At 72.2% G+C, this 26,272-nt stretch carries 22 protein-coding genes; 11 read left to right on the top strand and 11 right to left on the bottom strand.

Annotation, left to right across the window (positions count from 1 at the left end):
• Positions 1–30 precede the first annotated feature (30 nt).
• The 5 genes from ACIBK5_RS26590 to ACIBK5_RS26610 are packed head-to-tail and all read right to left on the bottom strand — an operon-like array spanning position 31 to position 5,750.
• The gene (locus tag ACIBK5_RS26590) at positions 31–831 is read right to left on the bottom strand and encodes an ABC transporter permease (RefSeq protein WP_399023165.1); all 801 of its coding nucleotides are present in this window, start codon (positions 829–831) and stop codon (positions 31–33) included.
• The gene (locus ACIBK5_RS26595; RefSeq protein ID WP_399023167.1) at positions 831–1,760 is read right to left on the bottom strand and encodes an ABC transporter permease; all 930 of its coding nucleotides are present in this window, start codon (positions 1,758–1,760) and stop codon (positions 831–833) included. The genes ACIBK5_RS26590 and ACIBK5_RS26595 overlap by 1 nt, the downstream gene beginning before the upstream one ends.
• Positions 1,760–2,905, bottom strand: coding sequence for an ABC transporter ATP-binding protein (locus ACIBK5_RS26600; RefSeq protein ID WP_399023168.1), 1,146 nt, complete (start codon positions 2,903–2,905; stop codon positions 1,760–1,762). Before ACIBK5_RS26600 ends, ACIBK5_RS26595 begins: the two co-directional genes overlap by 1 nt.
• A 5-nt stretch (positions 2,906–2,910) precedes the next feature.
• A complete protein-coding gene (locus tag ACIBK5_RS26605) occupies positions 2,911–4,158 on the bottom strand; it encodes a spermidine/putrescine ABC transporter substrate-binding protein (RefSeq protein WP_399023170.1) in 1,248 nt (415 codons plus the stop codon).
• A gap of 56 nt (positions 4,159–4,214) precedes the next feature.
• The gene (locus ACIBK5_RS26610) at positions 4,215–5,750 is read right to left on the bottom strand and encodes a gamma-aminobutyraldehyde dehydrogenase (protein ID WP_399023172.1); all 1,536 of its coding nucleotides are present in this window, start codon (positions 5,748–5,750) and stop codon (positions 4,215–4,217) included.
• 199 nt (positions 5,751–5,949) lie between these two features.
• On the opposite strand from ACIBK5_RS26610, the gene ACIBK5_RS26615 reads away from it, so the two are divergent.
• Positions 5,950–6,519 (top strand): NADAR family protein, encoded by a 570-nt coding sequence (locus ACIBK5_RS26615; RefSeq protein WP_399023174.1) that lies wholly within the window; start codon positions 5,950–5,952, stop codon positions 6,517–6,519.
• 63 nt (positions 6,520–6,582) lie between these two features.
• Here the strand turns inward: ACIBK5_RS26615 and ACIBK5_RS26620 are convergent, their stop codons facing one another.
• Both ACIBK5_RS26620 and ACIBK5_RS26625 read right to left on the bottom strand, forming a co-directional pair.
• The gene (locus ACIBK5_RS26620; protein ID WP_382577422.1) at positions 6,583–7,056 is read right to left on the bottom strand and encodes a DUF4190 domain-containing protein; all 474 of its coding nucleotides are present in this window, start codon (positions 7,054–7,056) and stop codon (positions 6,583–6,585) included.
• A 68-nt stretch (positions 7,057–7,124) separates the two neighbouring features.
• A complete protein-coding gene (locus ACIBK5_RS26625; RefSeq protein ID WP_399023176.1) occupies positions 7,125–7,757 on the bottom strand; it encodes a DUF4190 domain-containing protein in 633 nt (210 codons plus the stop codon).
• A gap of 237 nt (positions 7,758–7,994) precedes the next feature.
• On the opposite strand from ACIBK5_RS26625, the gene ACIBK5_RS26630 reads away from it, so the two are divergent.
• The gene (locus tag ACIBK5_RS26630) at positions 7,995–9,056 is read left to right on the top strand and encodes an adenosine deaminase (RefSeq protein ID WP_399023178.1); all 1,062 of its coding nucleotides are present in this window, start codon (positions 7,995–7,997) and stop codon (positions 9,054–9,056) included.
• On the top strand, positions 9,053–9,778 hold the full coding sequence (locus tag ACIBK5_RS26635; protein ID WP_399023180.1) for a glycerophosphodiester phosphodiesterase: 726 nt from the start codon (positions 9,053–9,055) through the stop codon (positions 9,776–9,778). Before ACIBK5_RS26630 ends, ACIBK5_RS26635 begins: the two co-directional genes overlap by 4 nt.
• Here ACIBK5_RS26635 and ACIBK5_RS26640 read toward each other — a convergent pair.
• Both ACIBK5_RS26640 and ACIBK5_RS26645 read right to left on the bottom strand, forming a co-directional pair.
• Positions 9,723–11,378 carry an RNA polymerase sigma factor gene (locus ACIBK5_RS26640; protein ID WP_399023182.1) on the bottom strand — a complete coding sequence of 552 codons (1,656 nt, stop codon included), beginning with the start codon at positions 11,376–11,378 and terminating at the stop codon, positions 9,723–9,725. The two genes, ACIBK5_RS26635 and ACIBK5_RS26640, sit on opposite strands and share 56 nt — an antisense overlap.
• Positions 11,379–11,574: 196 nt before the next feature.
• Positions 11,575–14,379, bottom strand: coding sequence for an AAA family ATPase (locus ACIBK5_RS26645; protein ID WP_399023184.1), 2,805 nt, complete (start codon positions 14,377–14,379; stop codon positions 11,575–11,577).
• 404 nt (positions 14,380–14,783) lie between these two features.
• Here ACIBK5_RS26645 and ACIBK5_RS26650 point away from each other — a divergent pair, with 404 nt between their 5' ends.
• The 3 genes from ACIBK5_RS26650 (at position 14,784) to ACIBK5_RS26660 (ending at position 18,389) form a co-directional block, all read left to right on the top strand.
• Complete coding sequence (locus tag ACIBK5_RS26650; protein ID WP_399023186.1) at positions 14,784–15,452, top strand: LuxR C-terminal-related transcriptional regulator; 669 nt, start codon at positions 14,784–14,786, stop codon at positions 15,450–15,452.
• A 187-nt stretch (positions 15,453–15,639) separates the two neighbouring features.
• A complete protein-coding gene (locus ACIBK5_RS26655) occupies positions 15,640–16,332 on the top strand; it encodes a DUF4255 domain-containing protein (protein WP_399023187.1) in 693 nt (230 codons plus the stop codon).
• On the top strand, positions 16,329–18,389 hold the full coding sequence (locus ACIBK5_RS26660) for an ATP-binding protein (RefSeq protein WP_399023189.1): 2,061 nt from the start codon (positions 16,329–16,331) through the stop codon (positions 18,387–18,389). Before ACIBK5_RS26655 ends, ACIBK5_RS26660 begins: the two co-directional genes overlap by 4 nt.
• A 15-nt stretch (positions 18,390–18,404) precedes the next feature.
• Here the strand turns inward: ACIBK5_RS26660 and ACIBK5_RS26665 are convergent, their stop codons facing one another.
• On the bottom strand, positions 18,405–19,808 hold the full coding sequence (locus tag ACIBK5_RS26665; RefSeq protein ID WP_399023191.1) for an RICIN domain-containing protein: 1,404 nt from the start codon (positions 19,806–19,808) through the stop codon (positions 18,405–18,407).
• Between the two features lie 278 nt (positions 19,809–20,086).
• Here ACIBK5_RS26665 and ACIBK5_RS26670 point away from each other — a divergent pair, with 278 nt between their 5' ends.
• Genes ACIBK5_RS26670 through ACIBK5_RS26685 form a run of 4 tightly spaced genes read left to right on the top strand, consistent with a single transcriptional unit; the run spans position 20,087 to position 22,867 of the window.
• Positions 20,087–21,679 carry a phage tail sheath subtilisin-like domain-containing protein gene (locus ACIBK5_RS26670; protein ID WP_399023192.1) on the top strand — a complete coding sequence of 531 codons (1,593 nt, stop codon included), beginning with the start codon at positions 20,087–20,089 and terminating at the stop codon, positions 21,677–21,679.
• Between the two features lie 56 nt (positions 21,680–21,735).
• Positions 21,736–22,179 carry a phage tail protein gene (locus tag ACIBK5_RS26675; RefSeq protein WP_189728071.1) on the top strand — a complete coding sequence of 148 codons (444 nt, stop codon included), beginning with the start codon at positions 21,736–21,738 and terminating at the stop codon, positions 22,177–22,179.
• On the top strand, positions 22,179–22,712 hold the full coding sequence (locus tag ACIBK5_RS26680; RefSeq protein WP_399023194.1) for a hypothetical protein: 534 nt from the start codon (positions 22,179–22,181) through the stop codon (positions 22,710–22,712). Before ACIBK5_RS26675 ends, ACIBK5_RS26680 begins: the two co-directional genes overlap by 1 nt.
• On the top strand, positions 22,709–22,867 hold the full coding sequence (locus ACIBK5_RS26685; RefSeq protein WP_399023196.1) for a DUF6760 family protein: 159 nt from the start codon (positions 22,709–22,711) through the stop codon (positions 22,865–22,867). Before ACIBK5_RS26680 ends, ACIBK5_RS26685 begins: the two co-directional genes overlap by 4 nt.
• Positions 22,868–24,936: 2,069 nt before the next feature.
• On the opposite strand, the gene ACIBK5_RS26690 is transcribed toward ACIBK5_RS26685, so the two are convergent.
• Positions 24,937–25,188, bottom strand: a complete 252-nt coding sequence (locus tag ACIBK5_RS26690) for a hypothetical protein (protein WP_399023198.1) — start codon at positions 25,186–25,188, stop codon at positions 24,937–24,939.
• 598 nt (positions 25,189–25,786) lie between these two features.
• Between ACIBK5_RS26690 and ACIBK5_RS26695 the strand changes: the two genes are divergently transcribed.
• A complete protein-coding gene (locus tag ACIBK5_RS26695; protein WP_399023200.1) occupies positions 25,787–26,257 on the top strand; it encodes an extensin in 471 nt (156 codons plus the stop codon).
• Positions 26,258–26,272 lie beyond the last annotated feature (15 nt).

Consider the following 26,272-nt stretch of genomic DNA (forward strand, 5'->3'; position numbering starts at 1 on the left):
TCAACTCCCTACGGTGATGCCTTTATATCTTTACGCTTTTTGCCTGTTGCGGCGATTTCCTACGGCCATGGAAGCCAGAACGAACAGTACGGCGACGATGAACATGGCCGTGCCGATGACATTGATCTGAACGGGCGTTCCGCGCTGCGCCGAGCCCCAGACGAACATCGGGAAGGTGACGGTCGAGCCGGCGTTGAAATTGGTGATGATGAAGTCGTCGAAGGAGAGGGCGAAAGCGAGCAGGGCGCCCGCCGCGATTCCGGGGGCGGCTATCGGAAGGGTCACGCGGACGAAGGTCTGGACCGGGCCGGCGTACAGGTCCCGTGCCGCCTCCTCCAGTTTTGGATCCATCGACATGACCCGTGCCTTCACGGCCGTGACCACGAAGCTCAGACAGAACATGATGTGCGCGATGAGGATCGTCCAGAAGCCCAGCTGGGCGCCCATGTTGAGGAACAGGGTGAGCAGCGAGGCGGCCATGACGACCTCGGGCATCGCCATCGGCAGGAAGATCAATGAGTTCACGGCGGAGCGGGCCCGGAACCGGTAGCGGACCAGCGCGAAGGCGATCAGGGTGCCGAGGAGGGTGGCGCCGAGCGTCGCCCAGACGGCGATCTGGAGGCTGAGCGACAGCGAGCCGCACAGGTCGGAGACCCCGCACGGATCCTTCCAGGCGTCCAGGGAGAACCGCTGCCATTCGTAGTTGAATCGCCCCTTCGGTTTGTTGAAGGAGAACACCGTCACGATGATGTTCGGCAGCAGGAGATAGCCGAGTGTCAGCAGTCCCGCGATGACGACGAGATTTCTCTTGAGCCAGTTGACGAAGGGCATCAGACCAGATCCTCCGTCCCGGACCTGCGGATGTAGAGGGTGACCATGAGCAGAATGGCCGCCATGAGAATGAAGGAGAGTGCGGCCGCCGTCGGATAGTCCAGCACCCTCAGGAACTGCGTCTGGATGACGTTTCCGACCATGCGGGTGTCCGTGGAGCCGAGGAGGTCGGCGTTGACGTAGTCGCCGGTCGCCGGGATGAAGGTGAGCAGCGTGCCGGAGACGACTCCCGGCATCGACAGCGGGAAGGTGACCTTGCGGAAGGTCGTCCAGGGTTTCGCGTACAGATCGCCCGCGGCCTCGTGCAGCCGGCCGTCGATGCGCTCCAGCGAGGTGTAGAGCGGCAGGATCATGAACGGCAGGAAGTTGTACGTCAGACCGCAGACCACCGCGAGCGGCGTGGCCAGGACGCGGTCGCCGGCGGTCCAGCCGAGCCAGTTGGTGACGTCCAGGACGTGCAGCGTGTCGAGCGCGCCGACCAGCGGGCCGCCGTCCGCGAGGATCGTCTTCCAGGCCAGGGTGCGGATCAGGAAGCTGGTGAAGAACGGCGCGATCACCAGGATCATGATCAGGTTCCGCCAGCGGCCCGCACGGAAGGCGATCAGATACGCGAGCGGGTAGCCGAGCAGCAGGCACAGGATCGTCGCGGTGCCCGCGTAGAGCACCGACCTGATGAACTGCGGCCAGTACGCGGACAGGGCGTCCCAGTACGTGGCGAAGTGCCAGGTGACCTTGTAGCCCTCCTCCAGGGAGCCCGTCTGCACGGACGTGGAGGCCTGGTAGATCATCGGCAGCGCGAAGAAGACCAGCAGCCAGAGGATGCCGGGCAGCAGCAGCCAGTACGGCGTCCAGCGGCCCCTGCGCTTCGGGGGTTTCGGCTCGGGGGCTTCGGGTGCGAGGGGCGGTGGCGCCTCGGTGAGTGTGGACATCAGGCCGCCTCTTCCACTCCGGCATCGGCGTCCTGGTCGGCGTCCAGACCGAAGGTGTGGGCCGGGTTCCAGTGCAGGACGACCTCGGCGCCGGGCACCAGGCGGGGGTCGCGGTCGATGTTCTGGGCGTAGACCTCGAAGCCGGAACAGACCGGGCTGTCGACGACGTACTGCGTGGAGACGCCGATGAAGCTGGAGTCGGCGATCCGGCCGGTGATGCGGTTGCGGCCGTCCGGTATCTCGCCGGCGTCGTCCGCGTGCGTGAGGGAGATCTTCTCGGGGCGGACGCCGACCAGGACCTTGCCGCCGGTGCTCGTCGGCGCGGAGCAGCGCGCCTCGGGCAGGACGAGCTTGCCGCCGCCCGCCTTCAGCACGATCTCGTCGCCGCTCCTGGAGTCGACCTCGGCCTCGATGAAGTTCGAGGTGCCGAGGAAGTTGGCGACGAACGTGGTGCGCGGGTTCTCGTAGAGGTCGGTGGGCGCGCCCAGTTGCTCCACGCGGCCCGCGTTCATCACGGCGACCGTGTCGGCCATCGTCATGGCCTCCTCCTGGTCGTGCGTGACGTGCACGAAGGTGATGCCGACCTCGGTCTGGATGCGCTTGAGCTCCAGCTGCATCTGGCGGCGCAGCTTGAGGTCGAGGGCGCCGAGCGGCTCGTCCAGCAGGAGCACCTTGGGGTGGTTGATCAGCGCGCGGGCCACGGCGACGCGCTGCTGCTGGCCGCCGGAGAGCTGGTGCGGCTTCTTGCGGGCCTGCTCGCCGAGCTGGACCAGGTCGAGCATCTCCCCGACCTGCTTCTTCACCGACTTGATGCCGCGCCGGCGCAGCCCGAAGGCGACGTTCTCGAAGATGTCGAGGTGCGGGAAGAGGGCGTACGACTGGAAGACCGTGTTCACCGGCCGCTTGTACGGCGGGAGCGCGGTCACGTCCTGGTCGCCCAGCGACACGGTCCCGGAGGAAGGTTCCTCCAGGCCCGCGATCATGCGCAGGGTGGTGGTCTTGCCGCAGCCGGAGGCGCCGAGCAGGGCGAAGAAGGAGCCCTGCGGCACGGTCAGGTCGAGCGGGTGCACTGCGGTGAAGGCGCCGTAGGTCTTGGCTATGCCCTTGAGGCGGACGTCGCCCGTGGCGTCTGTCTTGTTCGTCATGGTGGTCACGCCCCCGTCAGCTTCGCGAACTTCGCTTCGAACTCGGTCTCTTCCTTCGAGCTCAGCGAGCGGAAGGCATGGGACTTCGCGGCCATGGCCTTGTCGGGGATGATCAGCGGGTTGTTCGCCGCGTCCTTGTCGATCTTCTCCAGCTCGGCCTTCACCCCGTCGACGGGGCACACGTAGTTGATGTACGCGGCGAGTTCGGCGGCCGGCTCCGGCTCGTAGTAGAAGTCGATGAGCCGCTCGGCGTTCGTCTTGTGACGGGCCTTGTTGGGGATCAGCAGGTTGTCGGTCGACGTCATGTAGCCGCTGTCCGGGACGAGGAAGTCGATGTCGGGGCTGTCGGCCTTGAGCTGGACGACGTCACCGGCCCAGGCGACACAGGCCGCGAAGTCGCCGCTGGTCAGGTCCGAGGTGTAGTCGTTGCCGGTGAAGCGGCGGATCTGGCCCTTGTCGACGGCCTTCTGGAGCCGGGCGATGGCCGCGTCGTAGTCGTCGGCGGTGAAGTCCGCCGGGTCCTTGCCCATGTCGAGCAGCGTCATGCCGACGCTGTCGCGCATCTCCGACAGGAAGCCCACTCGCCCCTTGAGCTTGGGATTGTCCAGCAGGTCGGAGAGCGACTTCACCTCGACGCCGTCGAGGGCCTTCTTGTTGTACGCGATGACGGTGGAGATGCCCTGCCAGACGTACGAGTAGGCGCGGCCCGGGTCCCAGTCGGGGCTGCGGAACTGGGCCGACAGGTTGGCGTAGGCGTGCGGCAGGTTGCTCGGGTCGAGCTTCTGCACCCAGCCGAGGCGGATGAGCCGTCCGGCCAGCCAGTCGGTGAGGACGATCAGGTCCCGGCCGGTGTCCTGGCCCGCGGCGAGCTGCGGCTTGATCTTGCCGAAGAACTCGTTGTTGTCGTTGATGTCCTCGGTGTACTTGACCTTGACGCCGGTGCGTTGCGTGAACTGCTCCAGCGTCGGGTGGTGCTTGCCGCTGTCGTCGACGTCCATGTACTCGGTCCAGTTGGAGAAGGCGACCGTCTTCTCCTTCGCCGAGTGGTCGTCCGCCGAGACGCCGCCCTGCGACTTGCCCGCCGCGGGGATGCCGCAGGCGCTCAGCGTCCCGAGTCCGCCGGCCGCGAGCGCCCCGCCGGTGGAGGCGCGCAGCAGCGACCGCCGGGTGAGGGCGGCCCTGCCGTTCCTGAAACTGCGCCGCATGGCGGCCACTTGGGCCGGGGAGAGGCGGTCGGGCTCGTACTGCTCCATGCGCGTGGTGCCCTTTCGAAGGGTGGTCGGCCGTTGGTCAGGCGGCCTGCCTACGGCTAGCGGTCCCCGAAGACGGTGCGGTGCCAGTCCTTCGCGGCCACCGCGGTGTTGTCGAACATGACGTGCTTGATCTGGGTGTACTCCTCGAACGAGTACGCGGACATGTCCTTGCCGTAGCCGGAGGACTTGTGGCCGCCGTGCGGCATCTCGCTGATGATCGGGATGTGGTCGTTGACCCACACGCAGCCCGCCTTGATCTCGCGGGTGGCGCGGTTGGCCCGGTACACGTCCCGGCTCCAGGCGGAGGCCGCGAGCCCGTACGGCGTGTCGTTGGCGAGCGCGATGCCCTCGTCGTCGGTGTCGAAGGGCAGCACGACCAGGACCGGCCCGAAGATCTCCGACTGGACGACCTCGCTGTCCTGGGCGGCGTCGGCGATGAGGGTGGGCCGGTAGTACGCCCCCTTGGCCAGCTCGCCCTCGGGTGCCTCTCCCCCGGTCACCACGCGCGCGTAGGCACGCGCCCGGTCGACGAAACCGGCGACCCGGTCCCGCTGGACGTGCGAGATCAGCGGCCCGAGATCGGTGCCGGCGGCGAACGGGTCACCGAGCCGGACGCTCTCCATGAGCGCGGCGGTCCGCTCCACGAAGGCCTCGTACAGCGGCCGCTGCACGTACGCGCGCGTGGCGGCCGTGCAGTCCTGCCCGGTGTTGATGAGGGCGCCCGCGACCGCGCCGTGGGCGGCGGCCTCCGGGTCGGCGTCGTCGAAGACCACGAAGGGCGCCTTGCCGCCGAGCTCCAGATGGAGGCGCTTGACGGTGGCGGTGGCGATCTCCGCGACGCGCTTGCCGACGGCGGTGGAGCCGGTGAAGGAGGTCATGGCCACGTCCGGGTGGCCGACGAGGTGCTCACCGACCTCCTTGCCGGTGCCGGTGACGATGTTGATGACACCGTCCGGGATCCCGGCGTCCGTCGCCGCCTGGGCGAAGAGCAGCGAGGTCAGCGGGGTGAGCTCGGCGGGCTTCAGGACGATGGTGTTGCCCGCCGCGATCGCCGGGAGGACCTTCCATGCGGCCATCTGGAGGGGATAGTTCCAGGGCGCGATCGACCCGACGACCCCGATGGGCTCGCGCCGGACGTACGACGTGTGGTCGCCGGAGTACTCACCGGCGGACTGCCCCTGGAGATGCCGGGCGGCACCGGCGAAGAAGGACGCGTTGTCGATCGTCCCCGGGACGTCGAACTCGCGGGACAGCTTCAGCGGCTTGCCGCACTGCAGCGACTCGGCGCGGGCGAAGTCCTCGGCCCGGTCGGCCAGGACGGCGGCGAACCGGTGCAGGGCGTCGGAACGCTCGCCGGGCGTGGCCCCCGCCCAGCCGGGGAAGGCCTCGCGGGCGGCGGCGACGGCCCGGTCGACGTCGGCCGTGCCGGCCAGTTCGTAGCGGAGGACCTCCTCGCCCGAGGCCGGGTCGACGACCGCGTGGGTACGGCCGGAGGTGCCCCTGGTCAGGCGGCCCGCGATGAACTGAGCGCCCTCCTCGAAGCGCTCCGCGGCCGGAAATCGGTCCGGGGTGGCGTTGCCCGGGTTGTGCATGTGGCTCTCCTCCGTGTCCCCTGGTGGGGCCGGCGTGGCTCAGGCTCGATTTGAGTGCCGATCCTGACAGAGGGATGACGCACCAACAAGGGATTCCGTTGTTGATTTTTGGTTACGCGACGGAATCTGTCGACCAGGTGTCGAGTCCACCGCGAAAAGGCAGGACGGTGTGTCAGTGGTGCCTGCCAGACTCGGGTGCATGGAGAAGATCACGGGGGCGGTCGTTTCCCGGGAGGCCCTGATCAGGGCGTCCCGGGAAGGGGCGAGGGTCAAGTATCTGCACTTCTGGGGGCACCGGCCGCTGTCGGACGGCCGGATCGGACCGAGCTGTCTGAGCCAGTGGTGGCCGGCGCCGTTCACGGTGGCCGGTGTGGAGTACGCGACGGCAGAGCACTGGATGATGGCGGGCAAGGCCCGGCTGTTCGGGGACGCGGCCGCGGAGCGTGCCGCGCTGGCCGCCGCGCACCCCGCCGAGGCGAAGAAGGCCGGGCGGCTGGTGCGCGGTTTCGACGAGGCGATATGGGAGCGGGAGCGGTTCCGGATCGTCGTGGACGGCAGCGTCCACAAGTTCGCCGCGCATCCGAGGCTGCGGGAGTTCCTGCTGAGCACCGGCGAGAGGGTGCTGGTCGAGGCCAGCCCCGTGGACCGGGTGTGGGGCATCGGACTGGCCGCGGACGACGAGGCGGCGTCGGACCCGGAGCGGTGGCGGGGGCCGAACCTGCTGGGGTTCGCGCTGATGGGGGCGCGGGAGCGGCTGCGTACGGCATGAGTGAGGGGCCGGTCCGCGGACCGGCCCCTTCAGTCGACGGCTTCGATCAGGCCGCGGCCTCGTTCAGGAAGCCGCGCCGAGCCCGCCCATGATGCTGGCGAAGAGCAGGAACCCCAGCAGCGGCAGGATCACGGTCGCGATGATGCCGCAGACCAGGCCGGCGGTCGCCGCGCCCTTGTTGGTGGCCTCGCCCCGGGTGGCCCTGCCGCGGCCGATGGCGCCGAAGATGATCCCCAGGATGCCCAGGATCACGCCGAAGAACCACAGGAAGAAGGTCAGGCTGCACACCACGCCGATGATGCCCAGCACCAGTCCGGTGGTTCCCATGCCGTTGCTCGGCTGCGCGGGCATTCCGTAGCCGGGCGCCTGCGGGTAGGCGGCGGGCGGCGCTGCCGGGTAGCCGGGGCTGCCCTGGGGGTAGCCGTAGCCGGGGCCGGACTGCTGCGGATAGCCGTAGCCGGGGGCCGGCTGCTGCGGGGGCTGCGGCGGCTGGGACGGCGGACCGAACCCACCGGGGGTGGGGTTGGTGTTGGACATGGACGTTCTCCCCTCGTTGTCAGACCAAGGCATCGTAGTGGCCAAGTCCGCCGAGGAGGACGGGTGTTTCAGTGGTGGGACGGAGCGGTGGCCACGGGGCCGCGGGCGCCGTAGTACGGGTCGTCGTCGGACGAGGTGTCGCTGTTGATCGCGGCCGTGATGCCCACCGCGATCAGGACGATCACCGTGATGCCGAGGATGATCCCGATGATGCCCATGATCAGACCCGCCTGGGCCTGGCCGTGGTTGGAGGCGACTCCCGCCTCGGCCCGCTTGCGGCCCTTGATGCCGAAGACCACGGCGAGGATGCCGGTGACGAGGGAGACGACGCCGTAGAGGCAGAACAGCGTGCAGGAGACGATGCCGAGCACCATCGCCGCTATGCCCATGCCGTTCTGGGGGGCCGGGGGCATGCCGGGCCAGCCGTAGCCGGCCTGGGGGTAGCCGGAGCCCGCCTGCGGGTAGCCGGGGTAGCCGTAGCCGCCGGGGGCGGTGGGCGGGGGTGGGACCGTGGGGCCGGAGCCGGTGTTGTCGAACTGCGGCGTGCCGGTGGGCGGGGTGAAGCCCGGCATCGAGGTGACCGTGGCCTGGTCGTGCACGGACGGCGGCGGTGGCGTCTGGTTCTTGTCGAGTGAGGTCTTGCTCTCCGGAGGCGCCCACGGGTCGTGGCTGTTTCCGTCTGGCTGCGTCGCGTCCGTCATCGTGTATCCCCCCGGGATCGTTCGTGCCGTCATGCTACGGGGCGGTGCGGTGCGTGCCGTCGTGCGGGTGTGTGGGGGTTGCTCGCGCCCACGCGGCGGAGCCGCATGTCGATACAGCCCCGCGCCCCCGGAAAACGGCGCTGCACCACCGCATACGATGACCCCGAGTCATCGATCAGCCGATCACCCGCGCCCGCCCGCCTCGTGCCGGCCGGGGCGCCGTTCCGGGGAGGAACCTTGACCCAGCATCTCGTAGACCCCCACGCCCCGCGCGATCTCGCGGCGTTCATCGCGGAACTGCCCAAGGCCGAACTGCATGTGCACCACGTGGGCTCCGCCTCCCCCCGGATCGTGTCCGAGCTGGCCGCCCGGCATCCCGACTCCAAGGTGCCGGCCGACCCCGCCGCCCTGGTCGACTACTTCACCTTCACCGACTTCGCCCACTTCATCGAGGTGTACCTGTCGGTCGTCGATCTGATCCGCACCCCGGAGGACGTCCGGCTGCTCACCTACGAGGTGGCCCGTGACCTGGCCAGGCAGCAGGTGCGGTACGCCGAGCTGACCATCACGCCGTTCTCCTCCACCCGGCGCGGCATCGACGAGCGCGCCTTCATGGACGCGATAGAGGACGCCCGCAAGGCCGCCGAGGCCGAGTTCGGGACCGTGCTGCGCTGGTGCTTCGACATCCCCGGCGAGGCGGGTCTGGAGGCCGCCGAGGAGACGACCCGGCTCGCCACCAACGACCGGCTGCGCCCGGAGGGCCTGGTCTCCTTCGGCCTCGGGGGGCCCGAAGTCGGAGTGCCGCGACCGCAGTTCAAGCCGTACTTCGACCGTGCGATCGCGGCCGGGCTGCACTCCGTACCGCACGCGGGCGAGACCACGGGACCGGAGACGGTGTGGGACGCCCTCACGCATCTGCGGGCCGAGCGCATCGGCCACGGCACCAGCTCCGCGCAGGACCCGAAGCTCCTCGCGCACCTCGCCGAGCACCGGATCGCGCTGGAGGTGTGCCCGACCTCCAACATCGCCACGCGCGCGGTCCGCACCCTCGACGAGCACCCGATCAAGGAGTTCGTCGAGGCCGGGGTGGTCGTCACGATCAACTCCGACGACCCGCCGATGTTCGGCACCGACCTCGACAACGAGTACGCGGTGGCCGCCCGGCTGCTCGGCCTCGACGAGCGGGGCCTGGCCGAGCTGGCGAAGAACGCCGTCGAGGTGTCCTTCCTGGACGCGGCGGGCAAGGCCCGGATCAAGGGCGAGATCGACACGTACACCGCGGGGTGGCTCGACCGGTGACGTCTGTTCCCCTCGCCGTCGGCCACCGGGGCGACCCCTACCGGCACCGTGAGAACACCGTCGCCTCGCTGCGTTCCGCGCTGCGGCGGGGCGCGGACGCGGTGGAGATCGACGTACGCCTGACCCGGGACGGCGTGCCGGTGCTGCTGCACGACGACACGCTGAAGCGGCTCTGGGAGCAGGAGCGGCCGGTGCGCGCGCTGTCCTGGGAGGAGGTGCGCGGGCTGACCGGCGGCGGGGTGCCGTCCCTGCCGGAGGCGCTGGCCGCGACCGACGGGCACCGGGTGATGATCGACCTGCCCGGCTCGCCCGGCGTGCGGGCGGTGCGCCGTGTCATGGACGCCGTTCGGGAGTCCGGGGCCGCGGACCGCGTGTACTACTGCGCGGGCGCCGACGCCATGCTCGCCGTGCGCGCGGCGGACCCGGACGCGGAGATCGCCCTCACCTGGACGACCCTGGCCCCGCCCCGGCCGGTCCTGCTGGAGGCGATCCGCCCGCGCTGGCTCAACTACCGGTTCTCCCTGGTGGACCGGCCCCTCGCCGAGCGGGTGCGCCGCGACGGGTATCTGCTGTCCGTGTGGACGCCCGACACCCGCCGCTCCATGCGACGGCTCATGGACGCCGGCGTGGACTCGATCACGACCAACCGCGTCGACGTGCTGTGCGCTACACGCGCGAGCGCTGCGGCACCGTCGCCGGATCGGCCGGGGTCGAGCGGGTGACGTACTGCGGCACCGGCGCGCTGTCCGTGCCGGTGTCGCGGACGAGGCCGTAGCGGATGGCGCCCCGGTCGGGGCCGGCGTTGATGTCCTCGTCCACGGCCCGCCAGTTCGACGGGAAGACGGTCAGGCCGTAGTCGCAGCCCCGTTCGTTCTGGGTGAGGGTGACGGTGCCGTCGACGTAGAAGTACTCGTTCTGCCACATCTGCTGGGTGCCCGACGGCAGTTCGGCGTAGCCGATGGCGGGCCCGCCCATACCGGTGGCGTAGCCGTCCGGGGCGCCGGGCAGCGGGTCGTCCATCCGGCGCCAGCCGCCGGACGCCACGTGGAAGAGCTTGCCCTTCAGGCCGGTCCAGGAGGGCATGACCAGCGCGCCGGGCCGGGACTTGGGCGAGATCTGCCAGCGGACCAGGACATAGCCCCGGCCGCTCAGCGTCACGCTGTCGCCCCGGTGCTGCATGACGGCCTTCGGGCCGCCGGTGCTGGTGATGCCGGGCTCGGGGCGGCGCGGCAGGGCGGCGGGCCGGGCGTTCGGGTCGGGGGCGCGGTCGACGGCGTCGACGACCGTGCCGTAGGGGTCGGCCTTCTTCTTCGTCTGCGTCGGCGAGGGCTTCGGGGCGGGCGGGGCGGAGGACGGCGGGGGCTCGGGTCCGGAGGTCGTGGCCGTCGCCGTGGGGGTGGCCGCGGCCCGGGGCGGCGGGGCGTCCGGCGGCTGGGTGACGACATAGGCGCCGCCCGCGACGATGGTCGCGCCGGCGGTCATCGCGACGGCCGGCTTGGTGAGGGCGCCGAGCAGCTTGGCGGACCAGCCGACCGAGCCGGCCGAGCCGACCGCCACGGCCGTCTTGCCGCCGAAGGCGAGCGACAGGGTGAACCCGACGGGCACTGGGACGAGGGCGATGCCGACCAGGAGGCGTTCCGCCGGTACGACGGACTCGGGGGTGCCGCCGCAGTAGCCGCAGCCGCGGATGTGCCGGGCCAGCCGTTTGCGCCACACCGAGTCCGGCCGGCCGTTCCAGCGGCCGGTCAGCTCGCGCAGGTCGGCACAGGCGCCGTCCAGGGCGCGGACGATGCCGCGCGAGGTCTCCAGGCGCTCCTTCATCCGCTGGACGCGCACGGCGGCGTGCTGCCGGGTGATGCCGGTGGCGGCGGCCAGTTCGCGCCGGGTCAGTTCGCCCGCGACCTCCAGCCACCACAGCGACAGCAGCTGACGGTCCTCGTCGTCGAGCCAGCGCGCGGCCTCGGCGACCTCGCGCCGCTGGCCCTCCAACTGGAGCCGGAGCACGGTCAGTTCGGCGAAGTCGGAGGACTCCGCCTCCTCCAGCCGGTCCGGGGTCCTGCGGCGCGCGCGGTCCCGTATCTGCCGCATGGCGATCGCCACCAGCCAGGAGCGGAAGCTGTCCGGGTCGCGCAGGGAGCCGAGGTTGCCGACCGCGCGCAGCATGGTCTCCTGGACGACGTCGTCGACGTCGGCGTGGCCGTTCAGGGCCCGGCCCACGATGTTGTAGACCAGCGGCAGCCAGCCCGCGACCAGCTCGTCCAGCGCCTGCCGGTCGCCGTCCTGCGCCGCCGTGACGGTGGCGCGCCAGTGCTGACTGTCCACGGTGGCCTCTCGACGCCTGGGATCGCTGATGTCCGGATCACTGATGTCCCGATCACTGATGTCCGGATCACTGATGTTCCGCACGCACCCTCTCAGCCGGTCCGGGGGTTCCCGCTATGCCGGGGATCACAAGGTGGAGACGGCGTGAAGGACTGGGCGATAACACTTTTTGGCTCCGCGACCCGGCGCCACGTCGTCAGTCTCCGCTCAGCGCCTGTCCCAGCTCGCCCCTGCGCCGTATGCCCAGCTTCTTGTACGCGCTGGTCAGATGGGTCTCCACGGTGCGCCGGGCGAGGTGGAGGAGACCGGCGATCTCGGCGTTCGTCCGGCCGCCGGCCGCCAGCCGGGCGATGCGCAGCTCGCTTCCGGTGAGGGCGCCGGAGCCGGTGCGGGCGGTGGCGGCGCGGCGGGCCCCGCCTTCGCGCAGTGCCTTCTCCGCCAGGGTCCGCAGCCGCACCGCGCCCAGGCGTTCGGCGCGTGCCGCGGCGGTCCGCAGACAGTCCCGGGCGCGGGCGCGTTCGCCTGCGGCGGTCAGCTGCCTGCCCTGCGCGAGGAGCGCGGCCACCAGCTCCCCCTCCGTGGCGGCCGGCGCGTCCGCGAGGAGGGCCACGGCCTCCTCGGCCAGGCGCAGGCCCCGGCGACCGCCGGCGACCGTGCCGAGCACCCTGAGGGCGCGGCCGACGGTGCGGGGCGTGCCCCATACCCGGGCCAGGCGCAACTCCTCCTCGGCCAGGGCGAGCGCCTCCTGGGGGCTGCCCAGGGCCAGCCGGCATTCGGCGGCGGCGGAGCGCCACGGGGTGACGACCGGGCTGACCACCTCGCGGGCGGTCTGGCGGCGGCCGCACTCCAGGAAGTCGTGCAGGGCTCCGGCCGTGTCGCCCGCGTCGGCACGCTGCACGCCCCGCGCGTACAGGAAGCGGTTCAGCTCCCAGTTGTCGGGCGCCTCGCGCAGGTCGAAGCCGTCCGCGAGCCGCCGGGCCTCGGCGGTGCGGCCGGTCTCCACGAGCGCGATCAGGGTGGTGGCGTGCACATTGGAGGGGCCCTGGCCGTGGGTGGGGGGTTCGGCGGGCAGCAGGGTGTACTCGCCACGCGCGGCGGCGATGTCGGCCCGCGTGTTGAGCAGCGCCGCGTGCATGGGGTGCAGCAGGTCGGGGCGCTGTCCGGCCAGGCCCCGGTCCACCAGGCGGTCGGCCTCGTCGAGTTCGTCGGCCCACTGGGCGACGGCGGCGGACGTGCCCAGCAGGAAGGGCTCGGTCAGCGGGTGGGCCGGCTCGGCGAGCAGCGCGCGCACCTGCCGCATCGCGTCCCCCGCCGAGGCCAGTGCGGCACTGGCCGCGTACCGGACGAGCAGCGCCCGGGTCGCCGGGCCCACGAGTTCCGGTGAGCGCTCGGCGGTCTCGGACAGGCACCGGTACACATCGCTGCGGACCGTCTGGTCCTGGTCGGACAGCAGGGCGGACGCGGTCTGGAGGGCGTTGCCCAGGTCGGGGTGTCCGGTGAGCTGACCGCCCACCGTGCTCAGTATCTCCACGGCGGCGCGGGCCCGGCCGCGTCCCGCCAGCGCGGTGCCGAGGGCCACGGCCGCCCGCACCCGGTCCTGCGGTGTGCCGTGCAGCCCCAGTGCCTCGGTCAGCCGGGGGATGCCGGCCGAGGAGTCCCGGCCCGCGCACTCCAGGGAGCCCAGCTCGGTCAGCACCCGCTGCCGGTGGTCGTCGGGCAGCGGCTCCCGCAGGGCTCTGCGCAGATACGCGACGGCGTCGTCGGAGCGGCCTTCGCGCAGCGCGAGGGAGGCGGCGTCCCGCAGCACGGCCGGGGCCCACGGGGTGTGCACGGGGCCGGACCGCAGCAGGTGCCGTGCCACCGTCTCGGTGGCGGCGCCGCGTTGCAGCAGCGCCTCGGCGGCGGTCCGGTGCACGGCGTCCCGCCGGGCCGCCGGGACGCCGGTGAGTACGGCGTCCCTCAGCAGCGGATGGGCGTAGCGGGGCAGGCAGTCCGGGCCGGGGCGCAGTGGGCCGAGCCCGGTCATCGCGGTGAGCCAGCCCGCCACCCGGGCCGGATCGGCACCGGCCAGCTCCCCGAGCAGACCGGCCGGGTCTTCGCCCCCGCCCGCTCCCCCCTCCGCCCGCTCCCAACCCTCCTCGAGCACGGCGAGAGCCCGGGCCACCTCCGCCGTGCCGTTCCCGGCGCTGTCCAGCCACCACTGCACGGCGGCCACGTAGGAGCCCTGGTACAGGGCGGCGGAGGTCTCGGGAAGGGCGGGGTACGGGAGCGGGGCGCCGGTCGCGTACCCGGCGGAGGCGCTGAGGTCGTCCAGGAGGGCCCTCAGCAGCAAGGGGCTGCCCGCGCCGGCCCGGACGCAGCTCTCGATCCAGGACGCGGGGGCGTCGGGGTGCTCCGCGCGCACCAGGCCGGTCGCCGAGTCCGGGGTGAGCGGGGACAGGGTGTGGGTGTCGACGAGGGCGGGAGAGAGGGTGTGGGTGAAGCCCGGGGCAGGCGGGTCGATGTCGTACTGGCTGCGTTCGGTGACGGCCAGCAGGATCGGCAGGGGTAATCGGTCCACGTGCCGGGCGGCCTCCACCAGCCAGCGGTACGAGGGGCCGTCGGCGAGGTGGACGTCGTCCACGGCGAGCAGCAGCGGGGACTCACCGGCGTACGAGCGCAGCGCGTGCCGGAGCAGGGCGGCCTGCTCGCGTTCGTCGCCGGCCGGGTCGGTCAGCTCCGAGCCCGGTACGGGTGCGAGGAGCTGGAGCACGGCGGCGAAGGGCGCGGCCGCCCAGTCCGGGGAGCAGCGGGCGCGCAGCACCCGCACGCCCTGTGCGGCGGCGGCCTCGGCGGCCGCCTCCAGGACGCTGGTCCGGCCGGTGCCGGTGGCTCCGCGCAGCAGCACGAGGCCGCCCGTCCCGGACCGGGCCCGTGTCAGGCCGGCCGCCAGCAGGGCGGCGGCTTCCCGGTGTTCGGCCGGCTGCGCGGACCGCGACTGCTCGGGCTGAGGATCGGGCATTCCTGCCTCCCTGGTCGGACGTGGCGTCTTCCCCCGTCGAGGACGGCCTGCGCCCGGGGCGGGTGCCGTGACAAGTGCCACGGCGGCGAGTTCCGGCCCCGGCGGAACCGGACGGGCCGTCACCTCACGGCTGCCGCGCGGCCGTCTGCGATCTCGTGGTCGACGCGAGGCCTGTCTCGTGGTCGGCGCGGGGCCTATCTCGTGGTCGGCGCGGGGCCTATCTCGTGGTCGGCGCGGCCTATCTCTCGGCACGGCCGATCTCGTGGTCGGCGCGCGGCCGATCTCGTGGTGCGTCTCGTGGTGATCCACGATTGCGGCCGGACCGTCCGCCCCAGAAGGGTGAGGAGTGCACATCCGCCACCGACTCCACAGAGGTGGCGCGTACGTGGACATAGGGGAAACGGTTGCTCAGCTCATCGCGGACCACACGCCCCGGCACGGCCGATTCCGCGTCCCGGATCCCCGTGGCGGTGCACGCCACGGACCCGATCACGCGCGAGGGAGCGCTCAGCCAGCTGCGGCGGTTCCCGGAGATCGACCTGCGGGAGGAAACGGAGTCCGGCCCCGGCACGGTGGCCCTGCTCATCGACGACGTCCTCGACGACACGGCCCTGACCCGACTGCGCCGGCTGGTGCGCAGCGAGGGCGCGCGGGCGGTGCTCGTGGTGTCCGCGCTGCGGGAGGCGGAGCTGCTCGACGTGATCGAGTGCGGGGTAGGTGCCATCGTGTGGCGCCGGGAGGCCACCGCGACCCGGCTGGTGCAGGCCGTGCTCGCGGCCGCCCGCGGGGACGGCGACCTGCCCGCCGATCTGCTCGGCCGGCTGTTCAACCAGGTGGGCACCCTGCACCGCAGCGCGGCAGGCCGTACCGGCGCTCCGGCCTCGGGGATGACGCCCCGTGAGGTGGACGTACTGCGGCTGGTGTCCGAGGGACTCGACACCGGTGAGATCGCCAGCAAGCTGTCCTACTCCGAACGCACCGTCAAGAACGTGATGCACGGGCTGACCACCCGACTGCATCTGCGTAACCGGGCGCACGCCGTGGCCCATGCCCTGCGGGAAGGCTACATCTGACCGAACGGGCATCCGAAGTCGCCCCCGCGGGCAGCGCTTTCTGCCCGGCGGCCGTCCCCGGCGACCCTGCGGGCCGTGGCGGCACGGAGGGCAGGATCGGACACGGCGGCCCATCGGCCGCACATCGGCGGCAGGTGACCCCGCGGGGACGAGCACGGCACGGCAGGGCGGAAGCGGGAGCACAGCGGTGATCCACGAAGTGGACGAGGTACTCAAGGGCCTGCTCAGCGGCGGCGCGCTGGCCGGTTCCGGCATCGACATCGCCCTCGACGCGCCGACCCGTGACTGGGCCGCACGCCGCAACGCGCCCACGATCAACGCCTATCTGTACGACATCCGGGAGGACGTCGCCCGCCGTCAGCGGGGCCATGTCCCGGTCCATGACGAACGGGACTTCGTCGTCAAACACCGGCAGCCGCCCCGCTGGTTCCGGCTGTCCTACCTGGTGACGGCGTGGACGAAGCAGCCCCAGGACGAACACCGGCTGCTGTCCGCGGTGCTGGCCACGCTGATCCCGCGCGAACTGATCGCAGCATCCGAACTTCCCGGTTCCCTGGGCGCGTTGGGCATGACGATCCCGGTGTCCGTGGCCGGAATCCAGACCGAGTCGCGTTCCCTCGCGGAGATCTGGTCCGCGCTCGGCGGCGAACTCAAGCCGTCCCTCGACCTGGTCATCACCGCTCCCTTCCCGGCCTACCCCGAGTACGACGCCGGTCCGCCCGTCACCGAGGGCGTGGCGGTCCGGGTCCGCACCGTGGACGACACGCAGCCGCGGACCGAGGAACGCGCGCACAGCGCACGGCAGGTGGAGGCGGCACGGGATGCCCGGGAGGCCAGGAAGGCCGCGCGAGGGAACCGGGGACTGAACCGCACGACATGACCACGCAGACGTCCGGCACCCCTGCCCCCGCCCTCCTCTCCCACCTCGGCGAGCTGCGGGACCGGGTCGCCCTGCTGGTGGAACACCGGTCCGCCGGTGACCCCACGGCCGGTGACCCGCTGCGCGGCCTGTACCTGTCGGAGGAGGCCGTACGGCATCTGCTGCGCCCGGCCGAGCCGTTGCCGCTCAGCCGCCCCGGCCCCGACCCCGCCCCGGGCGGGCGGCCCGATGATCGCCTGGCCGGCCTCTCCGCCCGGCTCCGTCTGACCGGGCTCGACACCACGCTGCTCCTCATCGCCCTCGCCCCCGACCTGGACCGCGGCTTCGAGGCGCTGTACGGCTACCTCAACGACGACGTCAGCCGCCGGCGGGCCACCGTCGCGCTCGCCCTCGACCTGTGCGGGATCCCCGTCCACCTGGCCGAGGGACGGGCCCGGCTGCATCCCGCGGCCCCGCTGTCCGCGCTCGGACTGCTCACCGTGGAGGACCCCGAACGCCCTTTCCTCAGCCGCGCGCTCCGCGTACCGGACCGCCTCGTGTCCCACCTCCTCGGCGACGACACCCCCGACGCGTCACTCACCGGGCATCTCCAGGCACTGCCGGCACCGGAGGCCGGTACGGACCTCCGGGACACCGGCCAGGAGGCCACACCGCCCCCCGCCGCGGACCTCCGAGCCCCCGGCCCGGACGACGAGGCCGCCCGGATCGCCCGGCGGCTGGCCGCCCTGCTGGTCTCCGGCCCTCCGCTCACCGTGTATCTGCGCGAGCGCCGCGAGGGCGACGGGCTTCCCTGTGTCGTCGCCGCCCTGCGCGCCGCGGGCGTCGCTGCCGTGCGCTTCACGGGGCCCGAGGACCGCGTCCCGGAGCTGCTGCGCGAGGCCCGGCTGAGCGACCGTGCGGTCGTCGTCACGGGGCTGCCGGAGCAACCGGCGGCGCTGTTCCGGGAGTTGGCCGCGGCGGTCGACGTCCCCGTGCTGGTGACCGGGCCCCGCCCGTACGACCCCCAGTGGTGCGACCAGGACCCTCTCGTCCTGGAGGCACCCGCACAGCGCACGGGCGCGGTGGACGCCTGGTCGGCCGCCCTCGGCGGGGAACCCGGCTTCGACCTGGCCGCCACCGTCGCCCCGTACCACCTGGCCGGTGACCACATCACCCGTGCCGCCCGTGCGGCCAGGAGCCTCGCCGACTTCGACGGGACCCCGCTCTCCCCCGCCCATCTGCGCCTCGCCGCCCGGCAGCAGTCCGCCTCCGGCCTTGAGCAGCACGCCCGCCGGATCCGGCCCGACGTGGACTGGCGGGACCTCGTCCTGCCCGACGCTCCCCTGACCCAGCTGCGGGAACTCGCCCTGCGCGCCCGCCACCGCGACCGGGTCCTCGGCGACTGGCGGCTCAGCGCGGGCGGCGGCCGGGGCCGGGGCGTCCTCGGACTGTTCGCGGGCGAGTCCGGCACGGGCAAGACACTCTCCGCGGAGGTCGTCGCGGCCGACCTCGGACTCGATCTCTACGTCGTCCAGTTGTCGTCCGTCGTCGACAAGTACGTCGGCGAGACCGAGAAGAACCTGGAACGCATCTTCACCGAGGCCGACCGCACGGACGCGGTGCTGCTCTTCGACGAGGCCGACGCCGTCTTCGGCAAGCGGTCCGAGGTGAGGGACGCGCACGACCGGTACGCCAACCTGGAGAGCGCCTATCTGCTCCAGCGGCTGGAGTCCTTCGACGGCATCGCCCTTCTCACCACCAACCTGCGCGCCAACATCGACGAGGCGTTCACCCGGCGCCTGGACCTGATCGTCGACTTCCCGTTCCCGGACGCCGGGCAGCGCGTCGCGCTGTGGCGGCACAGCCTCTCGCACGTGCCCTGCGCCGACGGCATCGAACTCGACGCGGTGGCGACCGGCTTCGAACTGGCGGGCGGCTCCATCCGCAGCGCGGTGGTGACCGCCGCGTACCTGGCCGCCGGGCGCGGGGACACGGTGACGGCGGACGACCTCCTGGAGGGCGCCCGCCGTGAGTACCGCAAGGCCGGCCGCCTGGTGCCGGGGGAAGGCACCTGGTAGCGGCCGGCCGGGCCGTCAGCCGTCCGAGGGCTGGACGATCTTCCACTCCTGGTCGTCCGTGTTGGAGCAGTGGAACAGGGTGAGGCCGCTGCCGTCACCGCCGGTGCTGTAGCCGGACACGTCCAGGCACTTGTTGTTGCTGGCGTAGTTGCGGATCCAGTAGGCCCCGCTCTCCTGCTTGTCGATCCACCACAGCTGGTTGTCCTTCATCGTGCCGTCGCAGGTGTACTCGGTGATCCCGGACGGCACGGGGGCCGCCCCGTAGTTCGGCAGGTCCACGCAGAGCTGGTCCTTGACGTTGCGGATCTGGAAGAGCGCGTGCCCGCCCGGCCCCTTGTTCCCGTACTTCACCTCGAGGTCCCACCGCTGGTTCTCCTGCCCGGTCTCGTCGCAGGTGTACTGCTTGACCGGTGCGTCGGCCTTGTTCTCGGGAGCGGCCGCGCACTTCTTGGTGGTGGGGTTGTACAGCAGGACGTTCGTCGCCGGCACCGCGGGCTTCGGCTTCTTCTTGGCGGGCGGCGGCGGTGCGGCACCCCCGCCGCCCTCCCCCGCACCGGCCTGCGACTCCTGCTCCTGCGGTGTCGGCGACGGGGGCGGCGCCGAGGTCAGGGCCGGGGTGGGGGTCGGGGACGGTGCGAGGGTGGCCCCGGCGCCGACGGGCGACGCGTCGGCCTTGGTGGTGACCGGGGGCTTGTAGGCGAGCCACAGCATGAGGAAGGTGAACGCGAGGGCGAACAGGATCCCGAAGAGGGTCGCCAGCCAGCCCGGCAGGAACCCGCGCTGCACGAACGTCCCCTCCACGGGCATCGCCGTGGCGCCGGACCGCTGCACGGCGAGGGTGTAGGGCCGCTGCTCCTTCGACCCGAACCAGATGATGTTCTTGGGCTTCAGCGTCGTCTTGACGAACGCCGCCCGGCCCGGCTCGATCTGCACGTTGGCCGGGTGGATGTCGTACGACAGCTCGTCGCCGTTGTCGCTGCCGCTGAGGGACGCGGTCAGCTTGGTGTTGCCCACGTTGTCGACGGCGAGCCGGGGCCGCCCCCGGAACCGCCCCTTGACCGTGGGCGGCACCAGCTCCGCCCGCACCTCGGTGAACGGCGTGATGGTCAGGTTCCCCTCGGGGACGGTCGTCGCCTCGGGATGCTCGGTCGGCGTGATCCGCACCGCGTACGGGTTCGGGCCCGCCGTGGCGTCCGGCGTACGCGGCGGCGCGAACGTCAGCTCCACCGTGCCGGTCGTGCCGGGGTAGAGGCGCAGGGACGCCGGCTCGACCGTCGTCCAGGGGGCGACGGGGCCGACCGGTTCGAAGCGGTACTCGTCGACGACGTCACCGGTGTTGCGCAGGCGCAGGCGCACGCGCGTGCTGCTGCCCGGGTCGACGGTCGCGGAGGCGGGTTCCAGAGATGTCCACAGGCTCACGTCGCGACGCTAGCGGGGTGTCCACGGCGCGTCAGGAAGCTAAAGGGCACGATGAGGGGGCCGAACGGGCCACGCTGTGGGCCCTCAGGTCCGGGGCGCCGGGACGCCGGTCGCCGTCAGGACCGGCCGGGCGCGGGAACCGGCACGGGGCGCCTCCGGAACTGCCCTTGCGGGCAACCTGTTTGCCCCCGCCTCGGCACCGGAGGCCGTTCCCGTGCCGGTCCGGCGCGCGCGAGGGTGAGGGCTGTTCGTGTCTCGTACCCCGAGGAGAGCAGAGCATGCCGTCCTACCTGTCGCCCGGCGTCTACGTCGAGGAGGTGGCCAGCGGCTCGCGCCCGATCGAGGGGGTGGGGACGTCGGTGGCGGCCTTCGTCGGACTCGCGCCGACCGGACCGCTGAACGAGCCGACACTGGTGACCAACTGGACGCAGTACGTGGCGGCCTTCGGTGAGTTCACCGACGGGTACTACCTCGCGCACTCCGTCTACGGCTTCTTCAACAACGGCGGTTCCGCCGCGTACGTCGTCCGCGTGGGAGGCTCCGCCGAGGGCGCTCCCGCCGAGGCCGGCCAGGGCCCCGCCGCCGTCACCGGCCGTTCCGGCAATGCCCCGGCCGCGCTGCCCGCCGGCGAGCCGAAGCAGCTCGGCACCTTCGCCGTCACCGCCGTGGCGCAGGGCGATCTGAGCGTCGAGGTCGCGGACCCCGAGGGCGAGGGCCCCGCCGAGCGGTTCAAGCTGATCGTCAAGGACGGCGACAAGCCGGTCGAGACGTTCGACGTGACCGCCAAGAAGGGCGGCCGCAACTACGTCGTCACGCAGGTCAAGGAGCGCTCCAAGCTCATCACCGTCACCGAGGCCGCGCCGGCCGCGCAGCTGGCCCGCCCGGACAACCAGACGGTGGCCCTCGCGGCCCCGGCGCCCGCGCCCGCCGCCGCCTCCGACAACCACCCGGACGCCGCGCACCCGGGCCCGGCCCAGTACCTCGGCGACTCCGCCGACCGCACCGGCTTCGGCGGCCTGGAGGCCGTCGACGAGGTGTCCATGGTGGCCGTCCCCGACCTGATGGCCGCCTACCAGCGCGGCGCGATCGACCTGGAGGCCGTCAAGGCGGTCCAGCTCGGGCTGATCGCGCACTGCGAGCTGATGGGCGACCGGGTCGCCGTGATCGACCCGCCGCCGGGCATGAACGCCCGCCAGATCCGGGTCTGGCGCCAGGAGACCGCCGGCTACGACTCCAAGTACGCGGCCCTGTACTACCCCTGGATCAAGACCTTCGACCCGGCCACCGGCCACTCCCGGCTGGTGCCTCCGAGCGGCCACGTCGCGGGCATCTGGGCCCGCAACGACTCCGAGCGCGGCGTCCACAAGGCCCCCGCCAACGAGGTCGTCCGCGGCGCCGTCGACCTCGAACTGCAGATCACCCGAGGCGAGCAGGACCTGCTCAACCCGATCGGCGTCAACTGCATCCGCGCCTTCCCCGGCCGCGGCATCCGCGTCTGGGGCGCCCGCACCCTCTCCTCCGACCCGGCCTGGCGCTACCTCAACATCCGCCGGTACTTCAACTACCTGGAGGAGTCGATCCTGATCGGCACCCAGTGGGTGGTGTTCGAGCCGAACGACCACAACCTGTGGGCCCGGATCCGGCGCAACATCTCGGCGTTCCTGGTCAACGAGTGGCGCGACGGCGCCTTGTTCGGCCAGCGGCCCGAAGAGGCGTACTACGTCAAGTGCGACGAGGAGACGAACCCGCCGGAGTCGGTCGACGTCGGCCGGGTCGTCTGCGAGATCGGCATCGCGCCGGTCAAGCCCGCCGAGTTCGTGATCTTCCGGCTGGCCCAGTTCTCCAGCGGGGGCGGGGAGCTGGAGGAGTAGCCCCGGCCGCGTACCCGCCATCCACCAAGACCCCCTAGAAGGACTGCGAACAGCACATGAGCCTTTCGCCGGGTGACTCCCTCACCTCACACAATTTCGGGCTGCAGATCGACGGCGTCATGGTCGAGTACCTCGCCGAGGTCAGCGGCCTGTCCATGGAGCAGGACGTCATCACGTACCAGCAGAACACCCAGAACGGCCAGAACAAGGTCGTGAACCTGCCGGGCGTGAAGAAGAACGGGACCTGCACGGTCGTCCGCGGTATGACCCAGTCGGCCGCGTTCACCGAGTGGATCAACCAGTCGATCACCGGCCAGATGAGCACGGCCCGCAAGAACGCGTCCATCATCATGATGGACTACCAGAGCAACCCGGTGAAGCGCTACAACATGCGCAACGCGTGGTGCAGCAAGATCGACACGAGCACCGTGAAGGCGGGCGAGGCGTCGGCGCTCACCGAGACCGTGACCATCGTGTTCGAAGAACTGGACATCGAGTAATGCGGCGTACGGCTGCCAGGGCCGGCGGCGCGGTGATGTACTCCGGCGCCGACGCCGCGGCGCCGGCGGGGACGGGGCCGGAAGCGGTCCCCGGGCCGGGGCCGACGCAGGTCCCGCCCGCCGCCCCGGCCCCCACGCAGGCCGCGCCGCAGCAACAGTACGAACTGCGCACCGAGTTCCCCTTCCAACTGCCCCGCGGGTACGTCGACGAGTCGGGCACCGTCCACCGCGACGGTGTGATGCGCCTGTCGACGGCCCGGGACGAACTCGTGCCGCTGCGGGACGTACGGGTGCAGGAGAACCCGGCGTTCCTGTCGGTCGTGCTGCTGGGCCGGGTGATCACCCGGCTCGGCACGCTGCCGACGGTGCACGACGGGACCGTGGAGAACATGTTCGCCTCGGACCTCGCCTTCCTGCAGGACTTCTACCGCCAGATCAACGCGGAGGGCCACACCCGCGCGGCCGTGGAGTGCCCGCACTGCGCGGAGCCCTTCGAGGTGGAACTCGGCGGGAGCCGCCTGGGGGAATCGTGACGTACGCGACCGACCGGCTGCACGAGGAGATCGCGTACGTCGCCTACCACTTCCACTGGAGCATGGACGACATCCTGAACATGGAACACCGCGACCGCCGCCGCTACACGGCCGAGATCGCGTCCCTGGTCACACGGGCCGGGTCGGAGGACTGAGGCATGGGGTTCCTGGACCGGTTGCGGGGACGGCAGGGCAGCGGGCTCGACGGTGGCGAGCGAGTCGCCGCCGGCGGGGCGGTACCGGCGGGTGGTGTTTCCGCGGGTACGGGTGCGGATGCCGGTGCGGCGGCCGGTACGGACACGGGTGCGGCGGCCGGTACGGACACCGGTGCGGCGGCCGGTACGGGTGCCAGTACGGGTGCCGATACCGGTTCCGGTCCCGTGGTGAGCGCCGCCTGGTCGAGGCTCCCGGTGATCCAGCGGGCCTTGGCCTCCGGGCGGGAGGCCGGGGTCGCCGACGCGGGGTTCGGCGGGCGCCTGCCGACGTGGCAGAACCCGTCCTTCGCGGGCACGGCGTCGCCCGCGGTCCTCAACGGGCAGTCCCGCACACTGCTCGGCGACCTCTCGCACCCGACGTCGGGCCGACCGGTGTTCGGCCTCGAACGCCCCACGGGAACTCTGCCGTTGACCGGCCCGGGGCCGGTGGTACAGCGGGCACCCGCGGTGCCGTTGCGGGAGATTCCGGCGAGGGAGGTTGGGGCGAGCGGGGCTCGGGCTGGTGCCGGTTCTGGTGCCGGTGGCCGTGCCGGTTCCGGTGGCAGTGCTGGTACCGGTCCCGCCAGGTCTGGGCGCGCTGTTGGAGAGTCGAGGGGCTCGGGCGGCTCGGGTGTGCCTTTGAGGTCGGAGGGATCCGGGGGTTCGACGGGTTTCGGAGGCTCGGGGATTCCTGGGGCCTCTGGGGCTCGCGGGGCGCTGAGGGGTGCTGAGGGCTCGACCGTTTCCAGGGCGCTGAAGAGTGGCGGAGGCTCGACGGCCCCCGGGGCGCTGAATGGTGCCGGGGGTTCGACGGCTCCCGGATCCTCGGGAACTCCCGGAGCCTCGAAGAGTGCCGGGAGCTCGGAGATTCCCCGGCCTTCGGGAACCCCCGGGGCGTCGACCAGTCCTGGGGCCTCGCGGGCTCCAGAGGCATTGAAGAGTGCCGGAGGCTCGACGGCTCCCGGATCCTCGGGGACTCCCGGAGCCTCAGAACGTGCCCGGGACTCGAAAGCTGCCGAGGGCTCGAAGACCCCTCGGTTCTCGGGACTTCCCGAGGTGTCGCAGGGTGCAGGGGCCTCGCAGAGTGCCGGAGTCTCAGACCCCCCTGGAGGCGCGGAGCGTGTCGGCGGCGGGGCGGAAGCCGGTATGTCCCCGGGGCCTGCCGCGAGCTCGGAGGCCGGCGGGGTCGCGAGGGCTGCCAGTGCGCACGCGCCCGTGGTCCAGCGGCTGGGCACGGGCAGCTCCACACCATCGGCCGGCGGCTCACTGCCGGCCCCGGCAGTCGCACGTGCTGCGACTGCCCGTTCGACCACTCCCGTCGCTCCGGCTGCTCCGGCAGTTCCCGTGGTGTCTCCGACACCGCCGCCCGTCAGGGAGGAGTTCGCCGCGCCGCTCCCCGTTCCTGGCCTCCACGTGACGCCCGTTCCGGCAAGCCGGCCCTCCCGGCCCGACTCCCTGACGAGGACCCGGGCAGGAGCGGCACCCGTACAGCGACGGACGCTCCCGGCGACGCGGCGGACGGCGAGGCCCGAGGTCCGCAGCGACTCGGACGTCACCTCCGGGTCAACCAGCAGCAGTGGAGCGGGAGTTCGCGCACCCGCGTCCGCGACCCCGACTTCGGCCCCGGCCCCGGCCCCGGCCCCTGTACAGCGGGCGGTCACCGGCCCTGCCGAAGCGGGCCACGGCAGCACCTCGGACACCGCCGAACGAGGCCGCGCTCTCCCCTCGGGCCCGGCCACCACGGGCCGTAGGACGAACAGCCCGGCTGCGGAGGAGGCAGCACTCACGCAGCCGACGGGGTCCGTGCCCCGGCCTGGTGCGGTGACGCCGCCGTCAGGACCGGCCGGGGCACAAGGGCCCACCCCGTCCACCCTGTCCGGCAGGGCGAACACTCCGTCGATGCCGGGCAAGTCCCCTCAGCCGCACCACACGGCCGACGCCGCAGCCGCACCGATCCCGTCCGTCCAGCGCCAACAGGCCACCCCCACCCGGCCGCAGCCCTCACCCACCGCCCCGGGCACCGGAGCGGCTCACGATGTCGCTGCGACGTCACCCACCGCCAACACCCCACCGGCATCCGGCCGGGACAGCCACCCGACACCCACCACGCCCACACCACCACCGGGCACCCCCGCCCCACCGCCACAGCCCGGCAACAGCACCACCACACCCACCGGCGGCCCCACACCACCGTCAGCCAACCCCGCCCCACCACCCCACACGCCTGCCCGCACCGTCACAGGCACCAGCACCAGCACCAGCACCAGCACCAGCACCAGCACCAACCCGACCCCAACGGTCCAACGCCGTCAGGCCACCCCTCCCCGACCGCCCCAGGCCCAGGCCCAGGCCCAGCGCCAGCCCCAGCCCGGCAACAGCACCACACCACCCACCCTCAACGCCGCACCGACACTCGATCAGCGCAGCCGCCCGACACCCACCACACCCCCAACGCCACCACCGGGCACCCCGACCCCACCCCCCGGCACACCGGTCCGCACCAGCGCCAGCTCCTCCCCCACAGTCCAACGCCGGCAAGCCACCCCTGCCCGCCCACCCCGCGCAGCAGGCGACCTCACCGCACCACCACACCGGCCTGCCGACAGGACTACCCCGGCACCCACCGGCGTCGCGCACTCCCCCACGAGCCCCGAACCGCGGCAGTCACCCCACGCCACCCCGCCCGCACGCCCCGCTGCCGAAGCGACCGTCGCTCCATCGTCAGTGCGAACCGTTCAGCGAGCCGCACTCCCTGCCACCACCCCCCACCTCGGTCTCGGCGCACCGATCACCTCACAGCCCACAGCTTCACCCCCACGGCCGACCCCGGCCCCGGCCCCGCTCCCCACCACACCCCGCCACTCCCCACTGGGCGCCCCCGTGAGCCCAGCGCCGACGCCCCCGGCCACCAACACCCCCACCTCCCCCCTCCCCGTAGTCCAGCGCTTCTGGAAGAAGCCGAAGACCACGACCAAGAACGCCCCCAAGAACACCACCGGCGCCCTCGCCGCAGCCGCGGCCGCCACCATCGCCAACACCCTCACCACCCAGACCGCACCACCCCCGTACACACCCTCCTCGCCACCCCAAGGCCCACCACCGCCGTACGCGGAATCCGCACCCACACCCGCGCCCACACCCACGTCGGCATCCACGTCCGCGGCCGCGAACCAACCACCCCCGCCCGCCTACACAGAGATCCCGAACGGCGGCTTCGACCCCCGTGAGCTCACCGACTTCCAGCTCGACGAACTGGTCCACCGCCTCATCGGCCGCATCACCCGGCTGATCCGCACGGAACTCCGCATGGACCGCGAGCGGATCGGCAGACTCCGCGACCCCCGCCACTGACACAGAAAGGCCCTC

This window comes from Streptomyces sp. NPDC050546 (assembly GCF_044457425.1).
Taxonomy (GTDB): domain Bacteria; phylum Actinomycetota; class Actinomycetes; order Streptomycetales; family Streptomycetaceae; genus Streptomyces.

Bases quoted from the DNA above. Each gene is read 5' to 3' on its own strand.
- ACIBK5_RS26625 (WP_399023176.1), bottom strand. From the start codon at position 7,757: ATGACGGACGCGACGCAGCCAGACGGAAACAGCCACGACCCGTGGGCG.
- ACIBK5_RS26615 (WP_399023174.1), top strand. From the start codon at position 5,950: ATGGAGAAGATCACGGGGGCGGTCGTTTCCCGGGAGGCCCTGATCAGG.
- ACIBK5_RS26680 (WP_399023194.1), top strand. From the start codon at position 22,179: ATGCGGCGTACGGCTGCCAGGGCCGGCGGCGCGGTGATGTACTCCGGC.
- ACIBK5_RS26670 (WP_399023192.1), top strand. From the start codon at position 20,087: ATGCCGTCCTACCTGTCGCCCGGCGTCTACGTCGAGGAGGTGGCCAGC.
- ACIBK5_RS26675 (WP_189728071.1), top strand. From the start codon at position 21,736: ATGAGCCTTTCGCCGGGTGACTCCCTCACCTCACACAATTTCGGGCTG.
- ACIBK5_RS26605 (WP_399023170.1), bottom strand. From the start codon at position 4,158: ATGGAGCAGTACGAGCCCGACCGCCTCTCCCCGGCCCAAGTGGCCGCC.
- ACIBK5_RS26645 (WP_399023184.1), bottom strand. From the start codon at position 14,379: ATGCCCGATCCTCAGCCCGAGCAGTCGCGGTCCGCGCAGCCGGCCGAA.
- ACIBK5_RS26610 (WP_399023172.1), bottom strand. From the start codon at position 5,750: ATGCACAACCCGGGCAACGCCACCCCGGACCGATTTCCGGCCGCGGAG.
- ACIBK5_RS26660 (WP_399023189.1), top strand. From the start codon at position 16,329: ATGACCACGCAGACGTCCGGCACCCCTGCCCCCGCCCTCCTCTCCCAC.
- ACIBK5_RS26620 (WP_382577422.1), bottom strand. From the start codon at position 7,056: ATGTCCAACACCAACCCCACCCCCGGTGGGTTCGGTCCGCCGTCCCAG.
- ACIBK5_RS26595 (WP_399023167.1), bottom strand. From the start codon at position 1,760: ATGTCCACACTCACCGAGGCGCCACCGCCCCTCGCACCCGAAGCCCCC.
- ACIBK5_RS26590 (WP_399023165.1), bottom strand. From the start codon at position 831: ATGCCCTTCGTCAACTGGCTCAAGAGAAATCTCGTCGTCATCGCGGGA.
- ACIBK5_RS26600 (WP_399023168.1), bottom strand. From the start codon at position 2,905: ATGACGAACAAGACAGACGCCACGGGCGACGTCCGCCTCAAGGGCATA.